Source organism: Thalassococcus arenae (assembly GCF_019104745.1).
GTDB lineage: Bacteria > Pseudomonadota > Alphaproteobacteria > Rhodobacterales > Rhodobacteraceae > Thalassococcus_B > Thalassococcus_B arenae.
On sequence record NZ_JAHRWL010000001.1, the window covers coordinates 1,324,499 to 1,343,228 of the forward strand.

The window sequence follows — 18,730 nt, forward strand, 5'->3', positions numbered from 1 at the left end:
GGGGACGTAGGGTGCGTTTTGAACCCACCGCACGATGGCGGTGACGCAGGCCGGACGCGATGTCCGGCCTGCGCTGTGACGGGGATCAGCCGTCTTTCTGGTCGTAGGCCGTGCCCCAGCCCCAAGCGCCCGAGCCAAAGCCGCGGGCGACCACGCGCTCGCGGTAGATGGCCGACACCACGTCGCCATCACCCGCCAGCAGGGCCTTGGTGGAACACATCTCGGCGCAGATGGGCAGCTTGCCCTCGGCGATCCGGTTCCGCCCGTACTTGGCGAACTCGGCCGTCGAATGCGTCTCTTCCGGGCCACCGGCGCAGAAGGTGCATTTGTCCATCTTGCCACGCGACCCGAAATTGCCGGCCTGCGGGAATTGCGGCGCACCGAACGGGCACGCGTAGAAGCAATAGCCGCAGCCGATGCACAGGTCCTTGGAGTGCAGGACGACGCCTTCTTCGTTCTGGTAGAAGCAGTCGACCGGGCACACCGCCATACAGGGCGCGTCCGAGCAGTGCATGCAGGCCACCGAGATCGAGCGTTCGCCCGGTTTGCCGTCCTGGATCGTCACCACCCTTCGGCGGTTGATGCCCCAGGGCACTTCGTGCTCGTTCTTGCAGGCCGTGACGCAGGCGTTGCATTCGATGCAGCGCTCGGCGTCGCAGAGAAACTTTGCTCTGGCCATTCTTTCCTCCTCCTTACGCTGCGGTGATCTTGCAGAGAGTCGCCTTGGTCTCCTGCATCTGCGTCACCGAATCATAGCCATAGGTCTGCGCCGTATTGGTGCTTTCGCCCAAGACATACGGATCAGCCCCGTCGGGGTATTTCGACCGCTGGTCTTCGCCCTGGAAATGGCCGCCGAAGTGGAAGGGCATGAAGGCCACGCCTTCGCCCACCCGTTCGGTCACCATCGCCATGACCTTGACCTTGCCGCCTTCCGGGCCTTCCACCCAGACCTGCGCGCCGTCCCGCACACCAAGGTTGTTGGCGTCGCGCGGGTTGATCTCGACGAACATGTCCTGCTGCAATTCGGCCAGCCACGGGTTCGAGCGGGTCTCGTCGCCGCCACCCTCGTATTCGACCAGTCGGCCGGAGGTGAGGATGATGGGATAGTCCTTGCTGAAGTCCTGTTTCTGGATCGACGCATACATGGTCGGCAGGCGATAGAACTTGCGGTCCTCGTAGGTCGGATAGTCGGCCACGAGATCGCGGCGGTTGGTGTAGAGCGGTTCGCGGTGCAGCGGCACCGGATCCGGGAAGGTCCACACCACGGCCCGCGCCTTGGCATTGCCGAAGGGCGCGCAGCCATGTTCGATGGCCACCCGCTGGATGCCGCCCGACAGGTCGGTCTTCCAGTTGACGCCACCCACCTTGTCCGGTGCGCCCGCGACCTTTTCGATAACCGCCCGTTCGTCCGCGGTCAGATCGCCGTCCCAGCCCAGGTCCATCAGCATCTGCATGGTGAATTCCGGATATCCGTCCTGGATTTCCGATCCCACCGAGTAGACGCCTTCGGCCAGCAGGTTCTGGCCGTCCCGCTCGACGCCGAAGCGCGCGCGGAAGGTCAGGCCGCCTTCGGCCACCGGTTTGGACATGTCGTACAGGTTCGGCGTGCCCGGGTGCCCCATTTCCGGGGTGCCCCATGCCGGCCAGGGCAGACCGTAATAGTCGCCATCGGCCGGCCCGCCGATTGCCTGCAGCGTCGTCTTGTCGAACGTATGCTGGTTGGCCATGTGCAGCTTGAGCCGCTCGGGCGACTGGCCGGTATAGCCGATCGTCCACATGCCGCGGTTGATCTCGCGCAGCGTGTCTTCGATATTCGGCGTCACACCGTCCTCTTCGATGCCGATGTTGCGGAACAACCGGTCATGGAAGCCGAACTTCTGCGCGAACAGGCCGATGATCTCCTGATCGGGCTTGGACTCGAACAGCGGATCGACCACCTTGTCGCGCCACTGGATCGACCGGTTCGACGCGGTGACGGACCCGTGCGTCTCGAACTGCGTGCAGGCCGGCAGCAGGTAGACGCCGTCGGTGCGGTCATGCAGCACGGCGGAAACGGTGGGATACGGGTCGATCACGACCAGCATGTCCAGCTTTTCCATCGCCGTCTTCATTTCCGTCATCCGGGTCTGCGAGTTGGGCGCATGACCCCAGAGAACCATCGCCCGGACGTTGTTGGGCTGGTCGATGTTCTCCTTGTCTTCAAGGACGCCGTCGATCCAGCGCGACACCGGGATACCGGTTTCGTACTGAAGCTTCTTCTCCTTGCCGTCGGCGCCGGTCGTGGTGGCGAATTGCGCCGCCAGCCATTCCGGATCCTCTTCCCAGACGCGGGCCCAATGTGCCCAGGCTCCAGCCGCCAGACCATAATAGCCGGGCAGCGTGTGCGACAGGACACCAAGGTCGGTCGCGCCCTGCACGTTGTCATGGCCGCGGAAGATGTTGGTGCCGCCACCCGACGTGCCCATGTTGCCAAGGGCCAGCTGAAGGATGCAGTAGGCGCGGGTGTTGTTGTTGCCGTTGGTGTGCTGGGTGCCGCCCATGCACCAGATCACCGTGCCGGGGCGGTTGTTGGCCATGGTCAGGGCGACCCGGCGCAGCTGCGAACCCGGCGTGCCGGTGACACGCTCGACCTCTTCGGGCGTCCACTTGGCCACTTCTTCCTTGATCTGGTCCATCCCCCAGACACGGGTGCGGATGAACTCCTTGTCTTCCCAGCCGTTCTCGAAGATGTGCCACAGGATGCCCCAGACCAGCGCCACGTCGGTGCCGGGCCGGAACCGGACATATTCGTCGGCATGGGCCGCGGTCCGGGTGAAACGCGGATCGCAGACGATCAGCGGCGCGTTGTTCTGTTCCTTGGCCTTCAACACGTGCAGCAGCGACACGGGGTGCGCCTCGGCCGGGTTGCCGCCGATGATGAAGATCGCCTTGGAATTGTGGATGTCGTTGTAGCTGTTGGTCATTGCGCCATAGCCCCAGGTGTTGGCAACACCGGCGACCGTGGTCGAGTGACAGATGCGGGCCTGGTGGTCCACGTTGTTCGTGCCCCAATAGGCGGCGAACTTGCGGAACAGATAGGCCTGTTCGTTGTTATGCTTGGCCGAGCCCAGCCAATAGACGCTGTCCGGGCCGCTTTCGTCCCGGATCTGCATCATGCCGTCGCCGATCTCGTTGATCGCCTGTTCCCAGCTGATGCGCTTCCACTCGCCACCCTCTTTCTTCATCGGGTACTTGAGCCGGCGTTCGCCGTGGGCGTGTTCGCGGACCGCGGCGCCCTTGGCGCAATGGGCGCCCAGGTTGAACGGGCTGTCCCAGCCGGGCTCCTGGCCCACCCAGACGCCGTTCGACACTTCGGCGACCACGGTGCAGCCGACCGAACAATGGGTGCAGACCGACTTTACCAGGTTCACCGCGCCGATACCGGCGGCAGTCTGTGCCGATGCCGGTTTGACGGTTCCCCCCGTCGCGGCAATCGCGGCCATTCCTCCGATGGCCAGACCGGACCCGCGCAGGAACGCGCGGCGGTCAACCGAAGCGTTCGCCGCCTCGGAAAGGATCGAAGTCCGCTGGGGGCGTCGCGCAACCCCGTTGGTCTTTTTCCTCAACATGGTTCTCTCTCCCTTCACGCGGCAAGCGCGCTCTTGGCTGATGGAGGCCGGAACAGTTGGGCGTCACGCAACCGGTCGTTCCCGCCGTTCGGGGCCTGCGTCCGGTCAGAACCGGGCGCTGGCAAAGTAGGCGCGGGTATGCGCCGTGTCCTGCATCGTCTCGCGGGACAGATCGGGCTCGGCCGCTTCGGCTTCACCCCCGGTCGCAACCGCCACCGCCGCAAGCGGCGCCGTCGTTCCGGCCAGTTTCAGAAAATCGCGGCGGGTGGCCCCGTCCTCGGTTTTCTTGGTCATCGAGAGTCCTCCTCTCTGGTTCCGATGGTCGCCCATCGCTCGATTGGCGGGTCAGCCCGCCGCCATCCGAAAGCCTTCGGATTCGATCTCCATGAACGTGCGGCCGATCGTGCCGACCGGCGTGTAAAAGACCGAATTCTTGGCGCCTTCGAGATCCGCAAAGAAATGCGCCGCCCACGGCGCGATATGCTTGTTGAAAAAGCTTTTCTGCTGATCGAGCGTCGACGCGCTGCCGAAGCGGCCGACGATCATCGCACCCATCATCTCCATCAGGCTGGCGATGTTGTCTTCGGGTTCGAACACGTTGTCGGCGCGGCCCAGCCCGCGCGCGGTCATGTCGGCCCGCAGCTGCGCCAGCGGTTTTTCGTTCAGGAAACCGGTCAGGTAATAGCTGGCATAGGGCAGCAATTCGCCCCGTCCCAGGCCGATGAACAGCCGGTTGTATTCGCTTTCCACCGATTTCGGCTTGGTGATCCGGGCCATCTTGGCCAGTGTCGCGATCGCCTGGCCCAGGTCGCTGTCGTCGCCCGACAGTTCCGCTGTCTGGTCCAGCAGCATCTGGTCCGGCGGGCGCGCAAGAATGAGGCCCAGGAAATTGTAGAGATCCGCGCGCAGCCGGTCTTCTTCGGCGATCTTCGTCATGTCCACGGCGGTTTTCATCCTGTCATCTGGTCCTTGTAGTGAAACGTCATCCGGCGTCGCGGCGCAAAGCCGGCCGGTTCGGTCCCGGCGTCGAGCGGTTGCGCTTCGGTCGCTTCGGGTTCTGCCGGCTCGGCAAGGGCCACCGCCTCGGGTACCTCGGCGGCGACGGGCTCTTCGGTATCGATGTCTTCAGGCTGTTCTGCGTCGTCGCGCTGCGGCTCGGGTTCGGCCTGGCGGGCCAACTCCTCGACATGGCGCAGCATGCCCTTGCCGACTTGATAGGCGGTCTGCATGTTTTCGACGACCATGGCGCTGTCGGTGAAGTCCTGACCATAGTCGACCAGGCCGTCGAGATTGGCCAGAACCGGGTTCACCCGCCACAACCGGCGCAATGCGCGCATCCGCAGGCGGGCCGGTACGGCATCGGTCAGGAACGCCTTGAAATCGTCGCCCGCGTCCAGGCTGTCGGGATCGGGCAGGCCCAGATCGGCCAGCAATTCCTCGTCGGACCTGTCGGCAACGGCCGCTTCGCGTTCGGCTTTTTCGGTTTCGAGCCGAGCCGCGGTTTCGGCCCGTGCTTCGGCAGCAACGGCGGCCTTGCGCCGGGCCCAGAAATCACCGCCCTTGACGCGTTCGCCGGTCATTGCAGCCGCCCCCGCTTGGACCGGGGCGACCGGTAGACATCCGCCACCTGCGCGATCCGGGCATCGCCGATGCCGTCCTCGACCAGGTCGATCCGCTTCTTGTCGCGCTTGCGTTTGACGAATTCCTCCTCGACGTGGAATTCGTTCACGAAGTCCTGCACCCACGCCATAAGGCCGGGCGGCATGGCGACCTTTTCCACGATCTCCTCGCCGCTGTCGGTGTAATCCTGCGCCTCGTAGGGCGAGGCGGTGACAAGCGTGACCTCGAGCGGGCAGTCGCCCGGCTCGCCGCTGTCGCGCAGCACTACATAAATCGACGGCACCTGAGCCATCAGTCCGTGTAGATAGGCTTCGGTGTCGGCGCCATGCAGTTCCAGCGTGACGGTAGCGGCGTGGAATTCGACCGTATCACCCTCTCGGCGCAGTTCGCGCCAGTCCGCAGGGCCGGCTCCGGGAAGAACGGCGACAGCGCGCCAACACCACTGGGCCCAGCGGGTCACGCCGGGCGCCTTTCGAAGCACCACACCGATCGGCATGGTGCGGTACATGTTCGGATTGTGGATCAACCCGTGTCCTCCCGAACGCCAGCTTGCGCCCGAAATCCGTGCCGACAAAGCGCGAATTTGTGCACGACGGTATTCTTCGCGACGCAAGGTCAATTTGGGCATGTTGTCCTGCTTCGGGTCACTGGAACGGTCGTTTTGTCCATCCCGATTGAATCAGTCAGGAAACCAGCGGTCCGCCGATGGCCGAATCAGGGCATCGAATCATGCGGATTCCCACTGCGTGGCGACCGACAACAAGTGGGGGAATCCGGTTGCCGGTGCTCGCGAATCATGACTACGCTGACCGAGCGAAGGGGTGGAAACCGGCCATCAAACCGGTGTTTCCACAGGGGGGAAACCATGGTCAAGTCATTGATAACATGCGACTGTCTGGGTAGTCAGTCGGTTGATGCACAGGGGTTGTCCAAGGCCACCGGTCTGGATGTGCGCGCCCCCTGCACCGCGCTGTGCACCACCCAGATCGACCGGGCGGCCAAGGCGCTGGAGGCCGGCGACACGATGATTTGTTGCACCCAGGAGGCCCGGCTTTTCGAGGCGCTCGCCGACGAGATGCAGACCCCTGCCGCGCCGGTGCTGGATCTGCGCGACCGGGCCGGATGGTCCGCCGATCCGGCGTCGAAACTGCCCAAAATGTCCGCCCTGATCGCCGAGGCGCTGCTGCCCGCCCCGTCGTCGAAAAGTCTCGATGTCGTGTCCGAAGGGGTGTGCCTGATCCTTGGCCCGGCCAAGGTGGCCCTGGCCGCCGCCGAACAGCTTGCCCCGCATCTTGGCGTGACCGTGCTGCTGGGCGCCGAAGCCGATCTGCCCGACACCCGGGAGTTCGACGTCGTGGTCGGGCGGCTGCGCGGCATCACCGGCGCGCTGGGCCAGTTCGAGGCGCGCTTCGACGGGTTGCAACAGGTTCAGCCCGGCGGCCGCGGCGCGCGCAGTTTGACCGAACCGCGCGACGATGCGACGTCGCATTGCGATATCGTGCTGGACCTGACCGGCAGCACGCCGCTGTTTTCGGCGCATGAAAAGCGCGAAGGATACCTGCGTGCCGACCCCAACCACGCGCCCGGTGTCGCCGCCGCGATCCTGGCCGCGTCGCATCTGACCGGCACGTTCGAAAAACCGCTTTACGTCAAGACCGAACCGTTGCTTTGCGCCCATTCCCGTGCCGAACAGACCGGCTGCACCCGCTGCCTCGACCTGTGCCCCACCGGGGCGATCACACCCGACGGCGATCATGTCAGCGTCGATCCGATGATCTGTGCCGGATGCGGCGCCTGTTCCGCGGTCTGCCCCTCCGGTGCCATCGGTTATGATGCCCCGCCGGTCGATCTGACCTTCCGCCGCGTGCAGACCCTTGCCAAGGCCTATCGCGATGCCGGCGGTGTCGCGCCGCGGCTGCTGGTGCATGGCGATTTCGGCGCGGAAATGATCCGCCTGTCCGCGCGCCACGGCGACGGCCTGCCCGCCGATGTCATCCCGCTCGAGATGGCGGCGGTCGGCGCCTTCGGCCATGCCGAAATGGTGGCGGCCCTGGCTGCCGGGTTCGCGGATATCCACGTGGTGCCCAATCCCGGTACCGACCGCGCTGCGCTGTCGGCGCAGATCGCTTTGGCCTGCGCCATCGGTGGCGACCGTGTCGCGCTGCTGGACACCCAGGACCCAGATGCGCTTTCGCAGACCCTGTTTGCCGGCACCGATGCCCAGCCCTGCGCGGCGCCGGTCCGCCCCATGGGCACGCGGCGCCAAATCACCCGTCAGGCCGCCCGCGCGCTGCATCCCGGCACTGACAGCCTGCCGTTGCCCGACGGCGCGCCGTACGGCGCCGTGCTGGTGGATACCGATGCTTGCACGCTGTGCCTGTCCTGTGTTTCGCTTTGCCCGTCCGGCGCTCTGGGCGACAATCCCGACATGCCGCAACTGCGCTTTCAGGAAGACGCGTGCCTGCAATGCGGGTTGTGCGCCAATATCTGCCCCGAGGACGCGATCACCTATGAACCGCGACTGGATCTGAGCGACGCTGCCCTGTCACAACGGGTTCTGAACGAGGAAGAGCCGTTCGCCTGCGTCGAATGCGGAGCCCTGTTCGGGTCGAAATCCACCATCGACCGGATTACCGAAAAGCTGACCGGCCATTCGATGTTTTCCGATCCCGGCAAGCTGCGGATGATCCAGATGTGCGACGATTGCCGCGTGAATGCGCAGTACCATTCGGAAAACAACCCCTTTGCCGGCGGCGAGCGGCCCAGGGTGCGCACCACCGACGATTACCTCAGCAAGCGGCGCGATCACTGATGCTGGATCGGGGCGCCCAGGTCGGCAGCGGACAGGCTGCCTACATAGGCCATGATGGCCGAAAGCTCGTCCAGCGTCATCACGACCGGCACGATGGGCGACGGGCGGTCCAGCGGAAAGGGCGGCGTCACGCCATCGACCTGTGTGAACGAGGGATGCGGGTTCAGCACGTAGAACGCGCTGAACCGGTCGATCCAGTCGCCCAGGCTGCGCAGCACGAAAAAGCTGGGGGTCGAACCGATCGAGTTCATCCGACCGGCCTCTTCGACGACATGGCAGCGGGCGCATTTGGCGCGCGACACGTCGTGGCCCAGTTTCGGATCGCCTTCCAGTTCCACCGCCGCCACCTCGGCCACGCGGTCGCTGGGCGGGGCGAACAGGGGCGTGCCCTCGGGCGCAAAGCCGGTGATCGTGTTCAGGCCGATTTCGGATGTCAGCCAATCCGCCAGTTTCTGGGTGCCGGGATGGTCGGCGGCGTTCACCGCCATGTGCCATGTCGCGCCCGCCCCCTCGAACAGCGCGCGGCCCTCGGAACCCAGCACCAGGTCGGCCTGTTCCGGGGTTTCGACCCGTTCGATCCGCACCTGGGTCTTGAGCGAAAAGCGCGGCAGGATATGTTTCAGCAACCCCGTTTCGTCGAGACCGGCAGGGGCGTGAAGCCGAACAAGCCTGTCATCGGCCAGCGCCGTCAGCGGCGCCAGGCACAGCAGGCAGACAGCGATCCATACACGCAAAGCCATCCGTCAAGCCTAGGGCCGGGATTGCCTTTGCGTCAATCCGGACGATAGGAGGACACAATGAGCGACGATTTCAACATGTCGATGCGGAAATTCCTGAAGCAGGTCGGCGTGACCTCGCAACAGGCCATCGAAGAGGCGCTGCGCAAGGCCGGCGACAGCGGCAAGGCCTACAAGATCAAGGCCGTCGTTACCATCGACGAACTGGACATGACCCATGTGGTCGAAGGCGAGATCAAGAGCGGGGACTGACACGTGGCGGCAAGCAGAGAGGCGGTTCTCGAGGCTCTCAAGACGATCCCCGATCCCGTGGGCGACGGCGATATCGTCGCCAGCGGCGTGGTGCGGGCGCTGAACGTGAGCGCGGATGGCGCGGTGCGGTTCGTCATGGAAATCGCACCCAGCCAGGCCAAGGCCTATGAGGCCATCAAGGCGCAGGCCGAAACCGCGCTTGCGGCGGTCGAAGGCATAGGGGCGGTGTCGATCGTGATGACCGGTCACACCGAAAAGGCACCGCCGCCCGATCTGAAACCGCAGCGCAAGGCGGAACCCCAGGGTCCGCAAAAGATCCCCGGCGTGAACCACATCATCGCCATCGCCAGCGGCAAGGGCGGCGTGGGCAAGTCGACCGTTTCGTCGAACCTGGCCTGTGCCCTGGCCGCGCAGGGCCGGCGCGTCGGTCTGCTGGATGCCGATGTCTACGGCCCCTCGCAGCCACGGATGCTGGGCGTCAGCGGCCGTCCGGCCAGCCCCGACGGCAAGACCATCCTCCCGATGCGCAACCACGGCGTGACGATGATGTCGATCGGCCTGATGACGAACGAGGACCAGGCCGTGGTCTGGCGCGGCCCGATGCTGATGGGCGCGTTGCAACAGATGATGACGCAGGTGCAGTGGGGCGCGCTCGACGTTCTGATCGTCGATCTTCCGCCCGGAACGGGCGACGTGCAGATGACGTTGACCCAGAAATTCCATGTCGATGGCGCGGTCGTGGTGTCGACCCCGCAGGATGTCGCGCTTCTGGACGCGCGCAAGGGCATCGACATGTTCAAGCAGCTCAGGGTGCCGATCCTGGGCATGGTCGAGAACATGTCGACGCATATCTGTTCGAAATGCGGGCATGAGGAACATGTCTTCGGTCATGGCGGCGTGGCGACCGAGGCCGCCAAGCTGGGCGTGCCGTTGCTGGCCGAAGTGCCCCTGGACCTGCAGATCCGATTGGCTTCGGACGGCGGCGCGCCGATCACCGTCAGCCAGCCCGACAGCGCGCAGGCGCAGGCGTTCCACGACATCGCCAAGGCGCTGGTGGCACAGGGGGTGGCGTGAGCGAGACGCTGACATTCCCGCCGCTCATGACCGGCGAGCCCACGGCGGGCGACGTGATGGAGCGCGCCGCCTTGCGGGCGACCATGGGCTGCGATGCCGGCCTGGTGGTCTACAACCTGGGCGCCGATGCGCTGTCGGCCGCTTTGGTCTTTGCCCCCGAGGTGCCGTTGGCGCAGGCCATGGCGATGCTGCCGCTTTGCGGTGTCGGCTTCCAGAACGCGCTTGGCGCGCTGGCCCCGCCCGAGGTCGCCGTGCATCTGGATTGGGCCGGCGGCATCCGCATCAACGGCGCGCGCTGCGGCGGGTTCCGGGTGGCAGCGTCCGGCAGCGACCCCGATGCGGTGCCCGATTGGCTGGTCGTCGGTCTTTTCCTGCCGCTCTGGCCCGCCAGCGACACGCCCGGCGACACGCCCGACGATACCGCGCTTTATGCCGAAGGCTGCGCCGATGTGCAGGCGCCGCTGCTGGTCGAGGCCTGGGCGCGGCACACGCTGAACTGGATCGGCCGCTGGGAAAGCGGCGGCAACAAGGTGCTGCACGACGAATGGCGCGGGCTGGCCCATGGTATCGGCGAGCAAACCACCCAAGGCGGGCTGACCGGCACCTTCCTGGGCGTCGACGATGCTTTCGGGATGCTGCTGCGCGATGCCGAGACAACCCATCTGATCCCGCTAACCACGGTGCTGGAGGACCTCGCATGAAACTGGCCCGCGCGATCCATTTCGACGAAAGCGACATGCGCGTCTTCGCCTCGCCCGCGCGCACCGGTGAATGGTGCATTTCCGGCGGGTTCGAGTTTTCAGACTGGACCGAGGCCGATCTTGCCGGAAAGGCGCGCCAGGCGTTTTCCAACGGCTGGTTCGGCCTGGAAACCGGTGGGCGGGTGACGTTCGTCGCGGTGACGCAGGTCGAGCCGGCCGAGATCGAAACCCTGACCGACCTGCTGGCACGGCATTTCGTCACCTATTACGGCGCGCCCTCGGTTGACGCCGCCCGCCCCGTCGCCGCCGAGGAACTGGCGCAGATGGCCGATCTATGCGCCGATTTCGACCCGAACACGCTGTTGACGGTGGCGCGGGAATTGACCGCGTCGGGGGTGCGCGAGGCCTATCGCAGCATCGAGCCCGACGCGGCGGGGCTGGAGCAATTCGCCATTCACGGCGATCTCGATGAACCGGGGCACAGCCACTAGGCCAGCCACGCCGTTACCTTGCGTTGAACACGAACAGCGGCTGACCGTTGATCGCGTAGCCATCGATCAGCGCGCGGGCGCGGTCGGATGTCAGCCAGGTTTCCAGCTGCGCGGCAAGGTCGGCTTTGACATGGGGATGCAGGGCGGGGCTGACCGGCAGATAGGCGTATTGATTGAACAACGCCGGATCGCCAGCGAACAGCAGCGCCAGATCGCCCTTGTTGCCGAAATTCAACCAGCTTGCCCGGTCCGACAGGATATAGGCACCCAGGCCCGACGCGGTGTTCAGCGCCGCCCCCATGCCCGCGCCGACGGCCTTGTACCAATCGCCGAAACCGGTCGGGTCCAGATCCGCTTGTGCCCACAGCGCCAATTCCATCTTGTGCGTACCGCTGTCGTCACCCCGGCTGACGAAATCCGCCTCGGTCGCCGCGATTCGCTTCAGGACTTCGGCTGCGCTTGGGGCGGTGGCTGTTTCGGCCGGATCACCGGACGGGCCGACAAAGACGAAATCGTTGTACATGATCTCGCGACGATGGGTGCCGAAACCCGCAGCGACGAATGCCTCCTCGGCTGCGCGGGAATGCACCAGGATCGCATCCACATCCCCGGCCTCGCCCAGCTTCAGCGCCTGTCCGGTGCCGACGACCAGCAGTTGCACCTCAAGCCCCAGGTCCTCCTGGATGGCTGGCAGAAGGACATCGGCCAGGCCGGAATTGTGGAACGATGTGGTCACCGCCATGCGCATCGTGTCCGCTGCCGCCGTGCTGGCGCTCAGCATTGCCGCAAACACTCCGATCAGGATTTTCATTCCACGATATCTCCGTTCAGAAAGGCGCGCGCCTCAGTGGTTTGCGGCGTGTCGAAAAACGCGGGCGAGGTCTGGCGTTCATGTACCCGCCCACCCAACAGGAACACAACTTCGTCGGCGAGGCGGCGGGCCTGGCCCATGTCGTGTGTCGACAGGATCAGCCGGGTTCCGGCGGCCTTCGCGTCTTGCAGGATCGTCTCGATCTCGCGCGTGGCGCGTCCGTCGAGCGAGGCGCAGGGTTCGTCCAGGAACACCAGACGCGGTTCGACGATCAGCGCACGGGCCAACGCCAATTTCTGCTGTTCGCCGCCCGACAGAACGGTGGCCGATCGCTCCAGCGCATGTCCCAGACCCACGCGGCCGGCCCAGTAGCGTGCCTTGTCATGCGCCTGCGCCCGACTCGCGCCGCGCATTCGCAATGGATAGGCGATATTGGCCTCGACCGTCCGGCGCAGCATGACCGGCTGCTGAAAGACAAAGGCCTGGTGGTGCCGCGCTTCCTCCAGCCCGCAGGCCCAGTCGATCCGGCCGGATGTCAGCCGTGCGGCGCCATGCAGCAGTCGCAGCAGCGTCGTCTTGCCGGCGCCGTTCGGACCGATCACCACCGTGACACCTTTGGCGCCCAGGTCCAGGTCGACCGGTCCGACCAGTTGCTTGCCACGCCGCGACGTGCCCGCGCCGCGCACGATCAGCGGAAAGAGATCGGTCACCAGCGTCCCTCCCGTTCGGTGCGGCTGAGCCAGTGGATCGCCACGTTGACCGAAATCGCCAGTCCGATCAGGACAAAGCCCAGACCAAGCGCCAAAGCGAATTCGCCCTTGCCGGTTTCCAGCGCGATCGCCGTGGTCAGCACCCGCGTTGCATGGTCGATATTGCCGCCGACGATCATGATCGCACCAACCTCGCCGATGGCCCGGCCAAATCCGGCCAGCGCGGCGGTCAGCAAGGCCCGGCGCGCGTCCCAGAGCAGCGTCATGATCTTCTGACGCTGGGTGACGTTCATCGAGATCAGCAGGTCGTGGTAATCGGTCCACAGATCGCGCAGCGACTGGTGCGCGATGGACGCGATCAGCGGCACGATGATGATGACCTGCGCGATGATCATCGCGGTCGGCGTGAACAAAAGCCCCAGCACTCCCAGCGGTCCCGAGCGCGACAGCAAGACATAGACCACAAGGCCCACGACGACGGGTGGCAGGCCCATCAGTGCGTTCAGCACGGCGATGGTGCCACGCCGCCAGCGAAAGCGGCGCACGGTCAGCAGCGCGGCCAGCGGAAAGGCGATGACGCTGGCGATGACCAGCGCCGTCAGCGACACGCGCAGCGACCGCACCGCGATTTCCCACAATTCGGGGTCGAACGACACGACAAGCCAGACCGCCTGGGACAGCCCGTCCCAAAGATCGCCCATGCGCGCTTCCCCCCGTTGGTCTTCTTTCGGGCGTCACATTACCCATCAGAACACCGGGTGATAGGGGGCAACGCAAAAAACCCGGCGCTGGCAAGGCGGCCGGGTTTCGGGGTGGTCAATCTGTCCTGTTGGGGCGGCATTCGGGACGGATTGCTGGACAAGCCGTCCCCGGCCATGCGCGAATCGCCGGTGTCAGCTTCCGGCGAATGGCGCGGCGTCGCCCCACAGCTGGCGCACCCGCTGGTCGCGGCCGCACGCCTCGCGATACCGCTTGTAGGCATCGCTCTGCCTGATCGCACCGAACCGGGTGAGAACCCTGGAACTGCCCTTGTAGTAATCCTGGTGTTCCGGGCCGGCCAGATAAAACGGCCCGGCATTCAGGATCGGTGTCACGATCTTGCGGCCCAAATCCTTTTCGGCCCGCGCCTTGGCCGCCTCGGCCGCCTGACGCTGGGCGTTGTCCTGCACGAAAATGGCGGTGCGATAGCTTTCGCCGCGGTCGCAGAACTGGCCGCCGGCATCGGTCGGGTCGACCGAGCGGAAGAACAGGTCGTAAAGCTGATCCAGGCCGATCTGGCCGGAATTGTAGGTGATCCGCACCGCCTCGTAATGGCCGGTGCCGCCACGCACGACCTGCTTGTAGGTCGGATTGGCGACCTTGCCGCCGGTAAAGCCCGACTCGGCGCCGCGCACGCCGCGCACCTTTTCGAAATCGGCTTCGACGCACCAGAAACAGCCGCCTGCGACGATGATCTCGGCGGCGTCGGCGCGCATGGCATGGATGCTCAGGCCAAGGGCGATGAGCAGGCTCAGAAACAACGGGCGGACGGTTCGGGTCATGGGACACTCCTGTCTGTCGCGCTCAATCTGACGAACGCCACTCAACCGGGCAACGGCCGCGATCGAAAATCACCGCAAGGTGACAGGCCGTGAATGCTTTGCAATCCCGAGCAATCCCCCTAGCGTGGCGGTCATGGACAAGGTGACGACCCATCAGGCGCAGGATGATGCGCGCAACGAAACGGTGCTGATCTGGGTGAACGGCGCGCTCAAGCCGCGCGCCGAGGCCATGGTCAGCGTCTACGATTCCGGCTTCATGCTGGGTGACGGCGTGTGGGAAGGGCTGCGGCTCTACGATGGCCGTTGGGCTTTTCTCGACGAACATATCGACCGGCTGTTCGAGGCCGCCAAGGCCATCGACCTGGATATCGGCCTGACGCGGGATGACGTGATTTCGGCCTTGTTCGAGACGCAAGAGGCCAATGGCATGACCACCGATGCCCATGCGCGTCTTATGGTGACGCGGGGGGTCAAGATACGGCCGTTCCAGCATCCGTCGCTGTCGCGGTCCGGGCCGACGATGGTCATCATCATGGAGCATTCGCAACCGAAGATCCCGCGCCCGATCCGCCTGGCCACGGTGCCGCATCTGCGCGGGTTGCCGATGACCCAGGACCCCAAGCTGAACAGCCATTCCAAGCTGAACTGCATCCTCGCCTGCATCGCCGCCGAAAAGGCCGGCGCGGACGAGGCGTTGATGCTGGACTTGCATGGCTTCGTGAACACCACCAATGCCTGCAACTTCTTCATCGTGCGCAAGGGTGAGGTTTGGACCTCGACCGGCGACTACTGCATGAACGGGATCACCCGCCAGAAGGTGATCGACCTGTGCCGTGCCAACGGCATCCCGGCTTTCGAGCGGAATTTCAGCCTGGTCGACACATATTCCGCCGACGAGGCGTTCCTGACCGGCACCTTCGGCGCCCAGACCCCGGTGGGCGAAATCGACGGGCGGTGCATCGGCGACGGGCAGATGGGGCCGGTGACGGCGCGGCTGCGCGATCTCTACAAGGCGCTGGTTGCGGCATGAGGATCGCGATGTGGTCGGGGCCGCGCAACCTGTCGACGGCCATGATGTACGCCTTTGGCCAACGCGCTGACTGCTATGTCGTCGACGAGCCGTTTTACGGCCCCTATTTGCGTCGCACGGGGCTGGCCCACCCGATGCGCGACGCGATCCTGGCCAGCCGACCGGAAAGCGCGGATGTGGTGGAACAGAGCCTGCTGGGGCCGATACCCGACGGCAAGCGACACGCCTATCACAAGCACATGTGCCAGCACATGATCCCCGGCATGCCGCTGGGTTGCATGGAAGGATCGGTCAACGTTTTTCTGATCCGCCACCCGGCGCGCGTGGCGGCCAGCTATGGCGCGCGCTACGACATCGCGGATGCCGATGCCTTGGGGTTCCGGCGGCAGGCGGAACTGTTCGACCATGCTTTGTCGCTGGGGCAGAGCCCGGTGGTGGTGGACAGCAGCGACATCCGCGCCGATCCGCGACGGATGCTGGGCCTGCTCTGCGCGGCCATCGGGCTGGATTTCGACCCCGCGATGCTGTCCTGGCCCAAGGGTGGCCACCCGGCGGATGGTGTCTGGGCGGCGCATTGGTACCGCAGCGTGCATGACAGCACCGGCTTTGCCGGGGCTGAGGGGGCGCTGCCGGAACTGACCGGCGATATCGCTGCCATAGCGGCAGAGGCATTGCCGCATTACGAGAACCTGGTTGACTGCAAGATCGGTTAAAAAGCAGCTTTCGTAGGCCAAGTTCGGATCAAAGCATCTGTATGACGAGACACAACATTGAGTAAGTTCAAGGTCTGTCAACACCAAATATGTGTCAGTTTCTCGAAGAAACCTCTGGACTCCTTACTCATGACTCGGAATCAATAGGGCGCCTGTTGCAGCAGGCGCCCATGACTGCCGAGGACGGCAGCCTGTCAGTTACGACTCCGTGACATTCACGGATTTGACCGGCTTCGTCAAGTATGCCTCGGCGTCCTCGCACGCTCCGACAATAATGCCGGGGCGGCACTTGGTGTATGGGAGCACAACGATGTATTTCGTTCTGTTTTTGGATACCCGCGGTCAATGGCGTTGGACACTCAAAGCCTCGAACCACGAGCCGATCGCGATGTCATCCGAGTCCTACGTCCGCAAGGCGGACGCTCAGTACAGCATCAGCCTAGTTAAATCGGCGCACAACGCTCCGGTTTATGACGTGGCTACCACATAGACTTTGGGGCGGGCGGGAAACCGCCCGTTTCATTTCTTCACCCGCCGGTTCCGCGCCGCCAGCAGCTTCAGGCGCAGCGCGTTCAGCTGGATGAAGCCCTTGGCGTCCTTCTGGTCGTAGGCGCCGGCGTCTTCCTCGAAGGTCACGTGCGCCTCGGAATACAGCGAATGGTCAGACCAGCGGCCGACGCAATTCACCGACCCCTTGTAGAGCTTGAGCCGCACCGTGCCGGTCACGTGTTCCTGGCTACGGTCGATGGCGGCCTGCAGCATCTCGCGTTCGGGGCTGAACCAGAAGCCGTTGTAGATCAGTTCGGCATAGCGCGGCATCAGGCTGTCCTTGAGATGGCCCGCGCCGCTGTCCAGCGTGATCTGCTCGATGCCGCGATGCGCCTCGAGCAGAACGGTGCCGCCGGGGGTTTCGTAGATGCCGCGCGACTTCATGCCGACAAACCGGTTTTCCACGAAATCGAGCCGCCCGACGCCGTGTCGGCCGCCGATCTCGTTCAGCCGGGTCAGGATCGTGGCGGGCGACAGCGCCTCGCCATTGATGGACACCGCATCGCCGCGTTCGAAACCGACCTCGATGAATTCGGGCGTATCGGGCGCCTTTTCGGGATCGACGGTGCGCTGATAGACGTAATCCGGCGCCATCTCGGCAGGGTTTTCCAGCACTTTGCCCTCGGACGAGGTGTGAAGAAGGTTCGCGTCGACGCTGAACGGCGCCTCGCCGCGCTTGTCCTTGGCGATGGGGATCTGGTTTTTCTCGGCGAAATCGATCAGCCGCGTGCGCGAGGTCAGATCCCACAGCCGCCAGGGCGCGATCACCTTGATGTCGGGGTTCAGCGCGTAGGCCGACAGTTCGAACCGCACCTGGTCGTTGCCCTTGCCGGTGGCGCCGTGGGCGACCGCGTCGGCGCCGGTTTCGGCGGCGATTTCCACCAGCCGTTTCGAGATCAGCGGGCGGGCGATGGAGGTGCCCAGAAGATAGAGCCCCTCGTAGACCGCGTTGGCGCGGAACATCGGGAAGACGAAGTCGCGCACGAACTCCTCGCGCACATCCTCGATATAGATATTCTCCGGCTTGATCCCCAGCATCAGAGCCTTTTCCCGCGCCGGTTCCAGCTCTTCGCCCTGGCCCAGATCGGCGGTGAAGGTGACCACCTCGCAGCCATATTCGGTCTGCAGCCATTTCAGGATGATCGAGGTGTCGAGACCGCCGGAATAGGCCAGCACGACTTTCTTGGGCGCGGACATGGGATGTCTCCTTGCTAAGGATGGACGCGGCGTAGCGGGTTTTCGGAGCGGGGGCAAGGATGCCCGGTTGACCACGCGGGGCGGCGTGTTAGCCATGCGGGGCAGTCAGGAGGAACGCGATGAAAGGCTGGCAGATCTTCGTGCATTCGGTGCGGTTGGTGCTGAACAACCTGGGCGATGCGTTGCGGGTATCGGCGGTTCTGTACGCGGTGCAGGCTGCCGTGCAGATCGTGCTGTTCCTGAACCCGCCGGGTGTGATGGAGATGGATGTCGTCGCCAATGGCGAACCGATGCAGATGATGGACCCCGGCGATGCCTTGCGCGTGCTGGCGCTGCAGATCGTCGGGATCGTGGCCAGCCTGTGGATCGCCGTGGCCTGGCACCGCTATGTGCTGGCGGGCGAATACCCCAAGGGCTGGTTGCCGGCCTGGCCGGGATCGAAACTGGCGGGGTACCTGGGCCGGTCGATCATGATCGGCCTGCTGATCGCGTTGGGGGTGGCGATTCTGTCGATCCCTGTGGGTTTCCTGGCGGTCCTGGTGCCGGGGCTGGGCGTGCTGACGATTTCGGCACTGATCGGTTTTGGCGCCTTCCTGTTCTTCAAGATGGGCCCGATCCTGCCGGCCGTCGCCCTGGGCGAGCCGATCCGGCTGAGCGAAGCGTGGAACGCCACGCGCGGACAGGACAGCGCGATCCTGACGCTGGCCTTGATCGTCATCGCCGGATCGCTTCTGGTTCAGGCCCCGACGCTGCTGGCGGGAACCGGCACGCCGTTCATCACCCTGGTCTACACGCTGGTCACCGGCTGGTTCCTGACGCTGATCGGCGCATCGATGCTGACCACGCTTTACGGCCATTTCGTGCAGGGCCGCCCCATCGACTGA

21 protein-coding genes are annotated in these 18,730 nt (G+C 64.9%); 9 read left to right on the top strand and 12 right to left on the bottom strand.

Annotated features, from left to right (window positions below):
• Window positions 1-85: 85 nt before the first annotated feature.
• From fdh3B to KUH32_RS06585, 6 genes are all read right to left on the bottom strand, one after another.
• Window positions 86-679 (bottom strand): formate dehydrogenase FDH3 subunit beta, encoded by a 594-nt coding sequence (gene fdh3B / locus KUH32_RS06560; protein WP_217777237.1) that lies wholly within the window; start codon window positions 677-679, stop codon window positions 86-88.
• A 13-nt stretch (window positions 680-692) separates the two neighbouring features.
• Window positions 693-3,608, bottom strand: a complete 2,916-nt coding sequence (locus tag KUH32_RS06565; protein ID WP_217777238.1) for a formate dehydrogenase subunit alpha — start codon at window positions 3,606-3,608, stop codon at window positions 693-695.
• Between the two features lie 105 nt (window positions 3,609-3,713).
• Window positions 3,714-3,902 carry a twin-arginine translocation signal domain-containing protein gene (locus KUH32_RS06570; protein ID WP_217777239.1) on the bottom strand — a complete coding sequence of 63 codons (189 nt, stop codon included), beginning with the start codon at window positions 3,900-3,902 and terminating at the stop codon, window positions 3,714-3,716.
• 51 nt (window positions 3,903-3,953) lie between these two features.
• Window positions 3,954-4,562 (bottom strand): TorD/DmsD family molecular chaperone, encoded by a 609-nt coding sequence (locus KUH32_RS06575; RefSeq protein ID WP_217777240.1) that lies wholly within the window; start codon window positions 4,560-4,562, stop codon window positions 3,954-3,956.
• Entirely contained in the window at window positions 4,559-5,188 is a 630-nt protein-coding gene (locus tag KUH32_RS06580; protein ID WP_217777241.1) for a DUF3306 domain-containing protein, read from the bottom strand. The genes KUH32_RS06575 and KUH32_RS06580 overlap by 4 nt, the downstream gene beginning before the upstream one ends.
• On the bottom strand, window positions 5,185-5,724 hold the full coding sequence (locus KUH32_RS06585) for a DUF3305 domain-containing protein (protein ID WP_217778338.1): 540 nt from the start codon (window positions 5,722-5,724) through the stop codon (window positions 5,185-5,187). The genes KUH32_RS06580 and KUH32_RS06585 overlap by 4 nt, the downstream gene beginning before the upstream one ends.
• A gap of 369 nt (window positions 5,725-6,093) precedes the next feature.
• Here KUH32_RS06585 and KUH32_RS06590 point away from each other — a divergent pair, with 369 nt between their 5' ends.
• The gene (locus KUH32_RS06590) at window positions 6,094-8,040 is read left to right on the top strand and encodes a 4Fe-4S binding protein (RefSeq protein WP_217777242.1); all 1,947 of its coding nucleotides are present in this window, start codon (window positions 6,094-6,096) and stop codon (window positions 8,038-8,040) included.
• Here KUH32_RS06590 and KUH32_RS06595 read toward each other — a convergent pair.
• Window positions 8,034-8,780: a hypothetical protein gene (locus tag KUH32_RS06595; RefSeq protein ID WP_217777243.1), complete on the bottom strand. Its 747-nt coding sequence runs from the start codon at window positions 8,778-8,780 to the stop codon at window positions 8,034-8,036. The two genes, KUH32_RS06590 and KUH32_RS06595, sit on opposite strands and share 7 nt — an antisense overlap.
• 57 nt (window positions 8,781-8,837) lie before the next feature.
• On the opposite strand from KUH32_RS06595, the gene KUH32_RS06600 reads away from it, so the two are divergent.
• From KUH32_RS06600 to KUH32_RS06615, 4 genes are read left to right on the top strand one after another with little or no spacing between them, the layout of a single operon-like run.
• Window positions 8,838-9,029, top strand: a complete 192-nt coding sequence (locus tag KUH32_RS06600) for a DUF6494 family protein (protein WP_217777244.1) — start codon at window positions 8,838-8,840, stop codon at window positions 9,027-9,029.
• 3 nt (window positions 9,030-9,032) lie between these two features.
• Complete coding sequence (locus tag KUH32_RS06605) at window positions 9,033-10,103, top strand: Mrp/NBP35 family ATP-binding protein (RefSeq protein ID WP_217777245.1); 1,071 nt, start codon at window positions 9,033-9,035, stop codon at window positions 10,101-10,103.
• The gene (locus KUH32_RS06610) at window positions 10,100-10,804 is read left to right on the top strand and encodes a DUF4444 domain-containing protein (protein WP_217777246.1); all 705 of its coding nucleotides are present in this window, start codon (window positions 10,100-10,102) and stop codon (window positions 10,802-10,804) included. Before KUH32_RS06605 ends, KUH32_RS06610 begins: the two co-directional genes overlap by 4 nt.
• Window positions 10,801-11,295, top strand: coding sequence for a DUF6505 family protein (locus KUH32_RS06615; protein WP_217777247.1), 495 nt, complete (start codon window positions 10,801-10,803; stop codon window positions 11,293-11,295). The genes KUH32_RS06610 and KUH32_RS06615 overlap by 4 nt, the downstream gene beginning before the upstream one ends.
• Window positions 11,296-11,308: 13 nt before the next feature.
• Here the strand turns inward: KUH32_RS06615 and KUH32_RS06620 are convergent, their stop codons facing one another.
• The 4 genes from KUH32_RS06620 to msrA form a co-directional block, all read right to left on the bottom strand.
• The gene (locus tag KUH32_RS06620) at window positions 11,309-12,106 is read right to left on the bottom strand and encodes an ABC transporter substrate-binding protein (RefSeq protein WP_217777248.1); all 798 of its coding nucleotides are present in this window, start codon (window positions 12,104-12,106) and stop codon (window positions 11,309-11,311) included.
• Window positions 12,103-12,816, bottom strand: a complete 714-nt coding sequence (locus KUH32_RS18450) for an ATP-binding cassette domain-containing protein (RefSeq protein WP_348541090.1) — start codon at window positions 12,814-12,816, stop codon at window positions 12,103-12,105. The genes KUH32_RS06620 and KUH32_RS18450 overlap by 4 nt, the downstream gene beginning before the upstream one ends.
• Window positions 12,813-13,517, bottom strand: coding sequence for an ABC transporter permease (locus KUH32_RS18455; protein ID WP_254898998.1), 705 nt, complete (start codon window positions 13,515-13,517; stop codon window positions 12,813-12,815). The genes KUH32_RS18450 and KUH32_RS18455 overlap by 4 nt, the downstream gene beginning before the upstream one ends.
• A gap of 192 nt (window positions 13,518-13,709) precedes the next feature.
• Window positions 13,710-14,357, bottom strand: a complete 648-nt coding sequence (gene msrA, locus KUH32_RS06630; RefSeq protein ID WP_217777250.1) for a peptide-methionine (S)-S-oxide reductase MsrA — start codon at window positions 14,355-14,357, stop codon at window positions 13,710-13,712.
• A gap of 133 nt (window positions 14,358-14,490) precedes the next feature.
• Between msrA and KUH32_RS06635 the strand changes: the two genes are divergently transcribed.
• The 3 genes from KUH32_RS06635 (at window position 14,491) to KUH32_RS18625 (ending at window position 16,590) form a co-directional block, all read left to right on the top strand.
• On the top strand, window positions 14,491-15,387 hold the full coding sequence (locus KUH32_RS06635; protein WP_217777251.1) for a D-amino acid aminotransferase: 897 nt from the start codon (window positions 14,491-14,493) through the stop codon (window positions 15,385-15,387).
• Window positions 15,384-16,100 carry a sulfotransferase-like domain-containing protein gene (locus tag KUH32_RS06640; RefSeq protein ID WP_217777252.1) on the top strand — a complete coding sequence of 239 codons (717 nt, stop codon included), beginning with the start codon at window positions 15,384-15,386 and terminating at the stop codon, window positions 16,098-16,100. Before KUH32_RS06635 ends, KUH32_RS06640 begins: the two co-directional genes overlap by 4 nt.
• A gap of 310 nt (window positions 16,101-16,410) precedes the next feature.
• Complete coding sequence (locus KUH32_RS18625; protein WP_217777253.1) at window positions 16,411-16,590, top strand: YegP family protein; 180 nt, start codon at window positions 16,411-16,413, stop codon at window positions 16,588-16,590.
• A 29-nt stretch (window positions 16,591-16,619) separates the two neighbouring features.
• Here the strand turns inward: KUH32_RS18625 and KUH32_RS06650 are convergent, their stop codons facing one another.
• Complete coding sequence (locus KUH32_RS06650; RefSeq protein ID WP_217777254.1) at window positions 16,620-17,846, bottom strand: argininosuccinate synthase; 1,227 nt, start codon at window positions 17,844-17,846, stop codon at window positions 16,620-16,622.
• Between the two features lie 119 nt (window positions 17,847-17,965).
• On the opposite strand from KUH32_RS06650, the gene KUH32_RS06655 reads away from it, so the two are divergent.
• Window positions 17,966-18,730 carry a hypothetical protein gene (locus KUH32_RS06655; protein WP_217777255.1) on the top strand — a complete coding sequence of 255 codons (765 nt, stop codon included), beginning with the start codon at window positions 17,966-17,968 and terminating at the stop codon, window positions 18,728-18,730.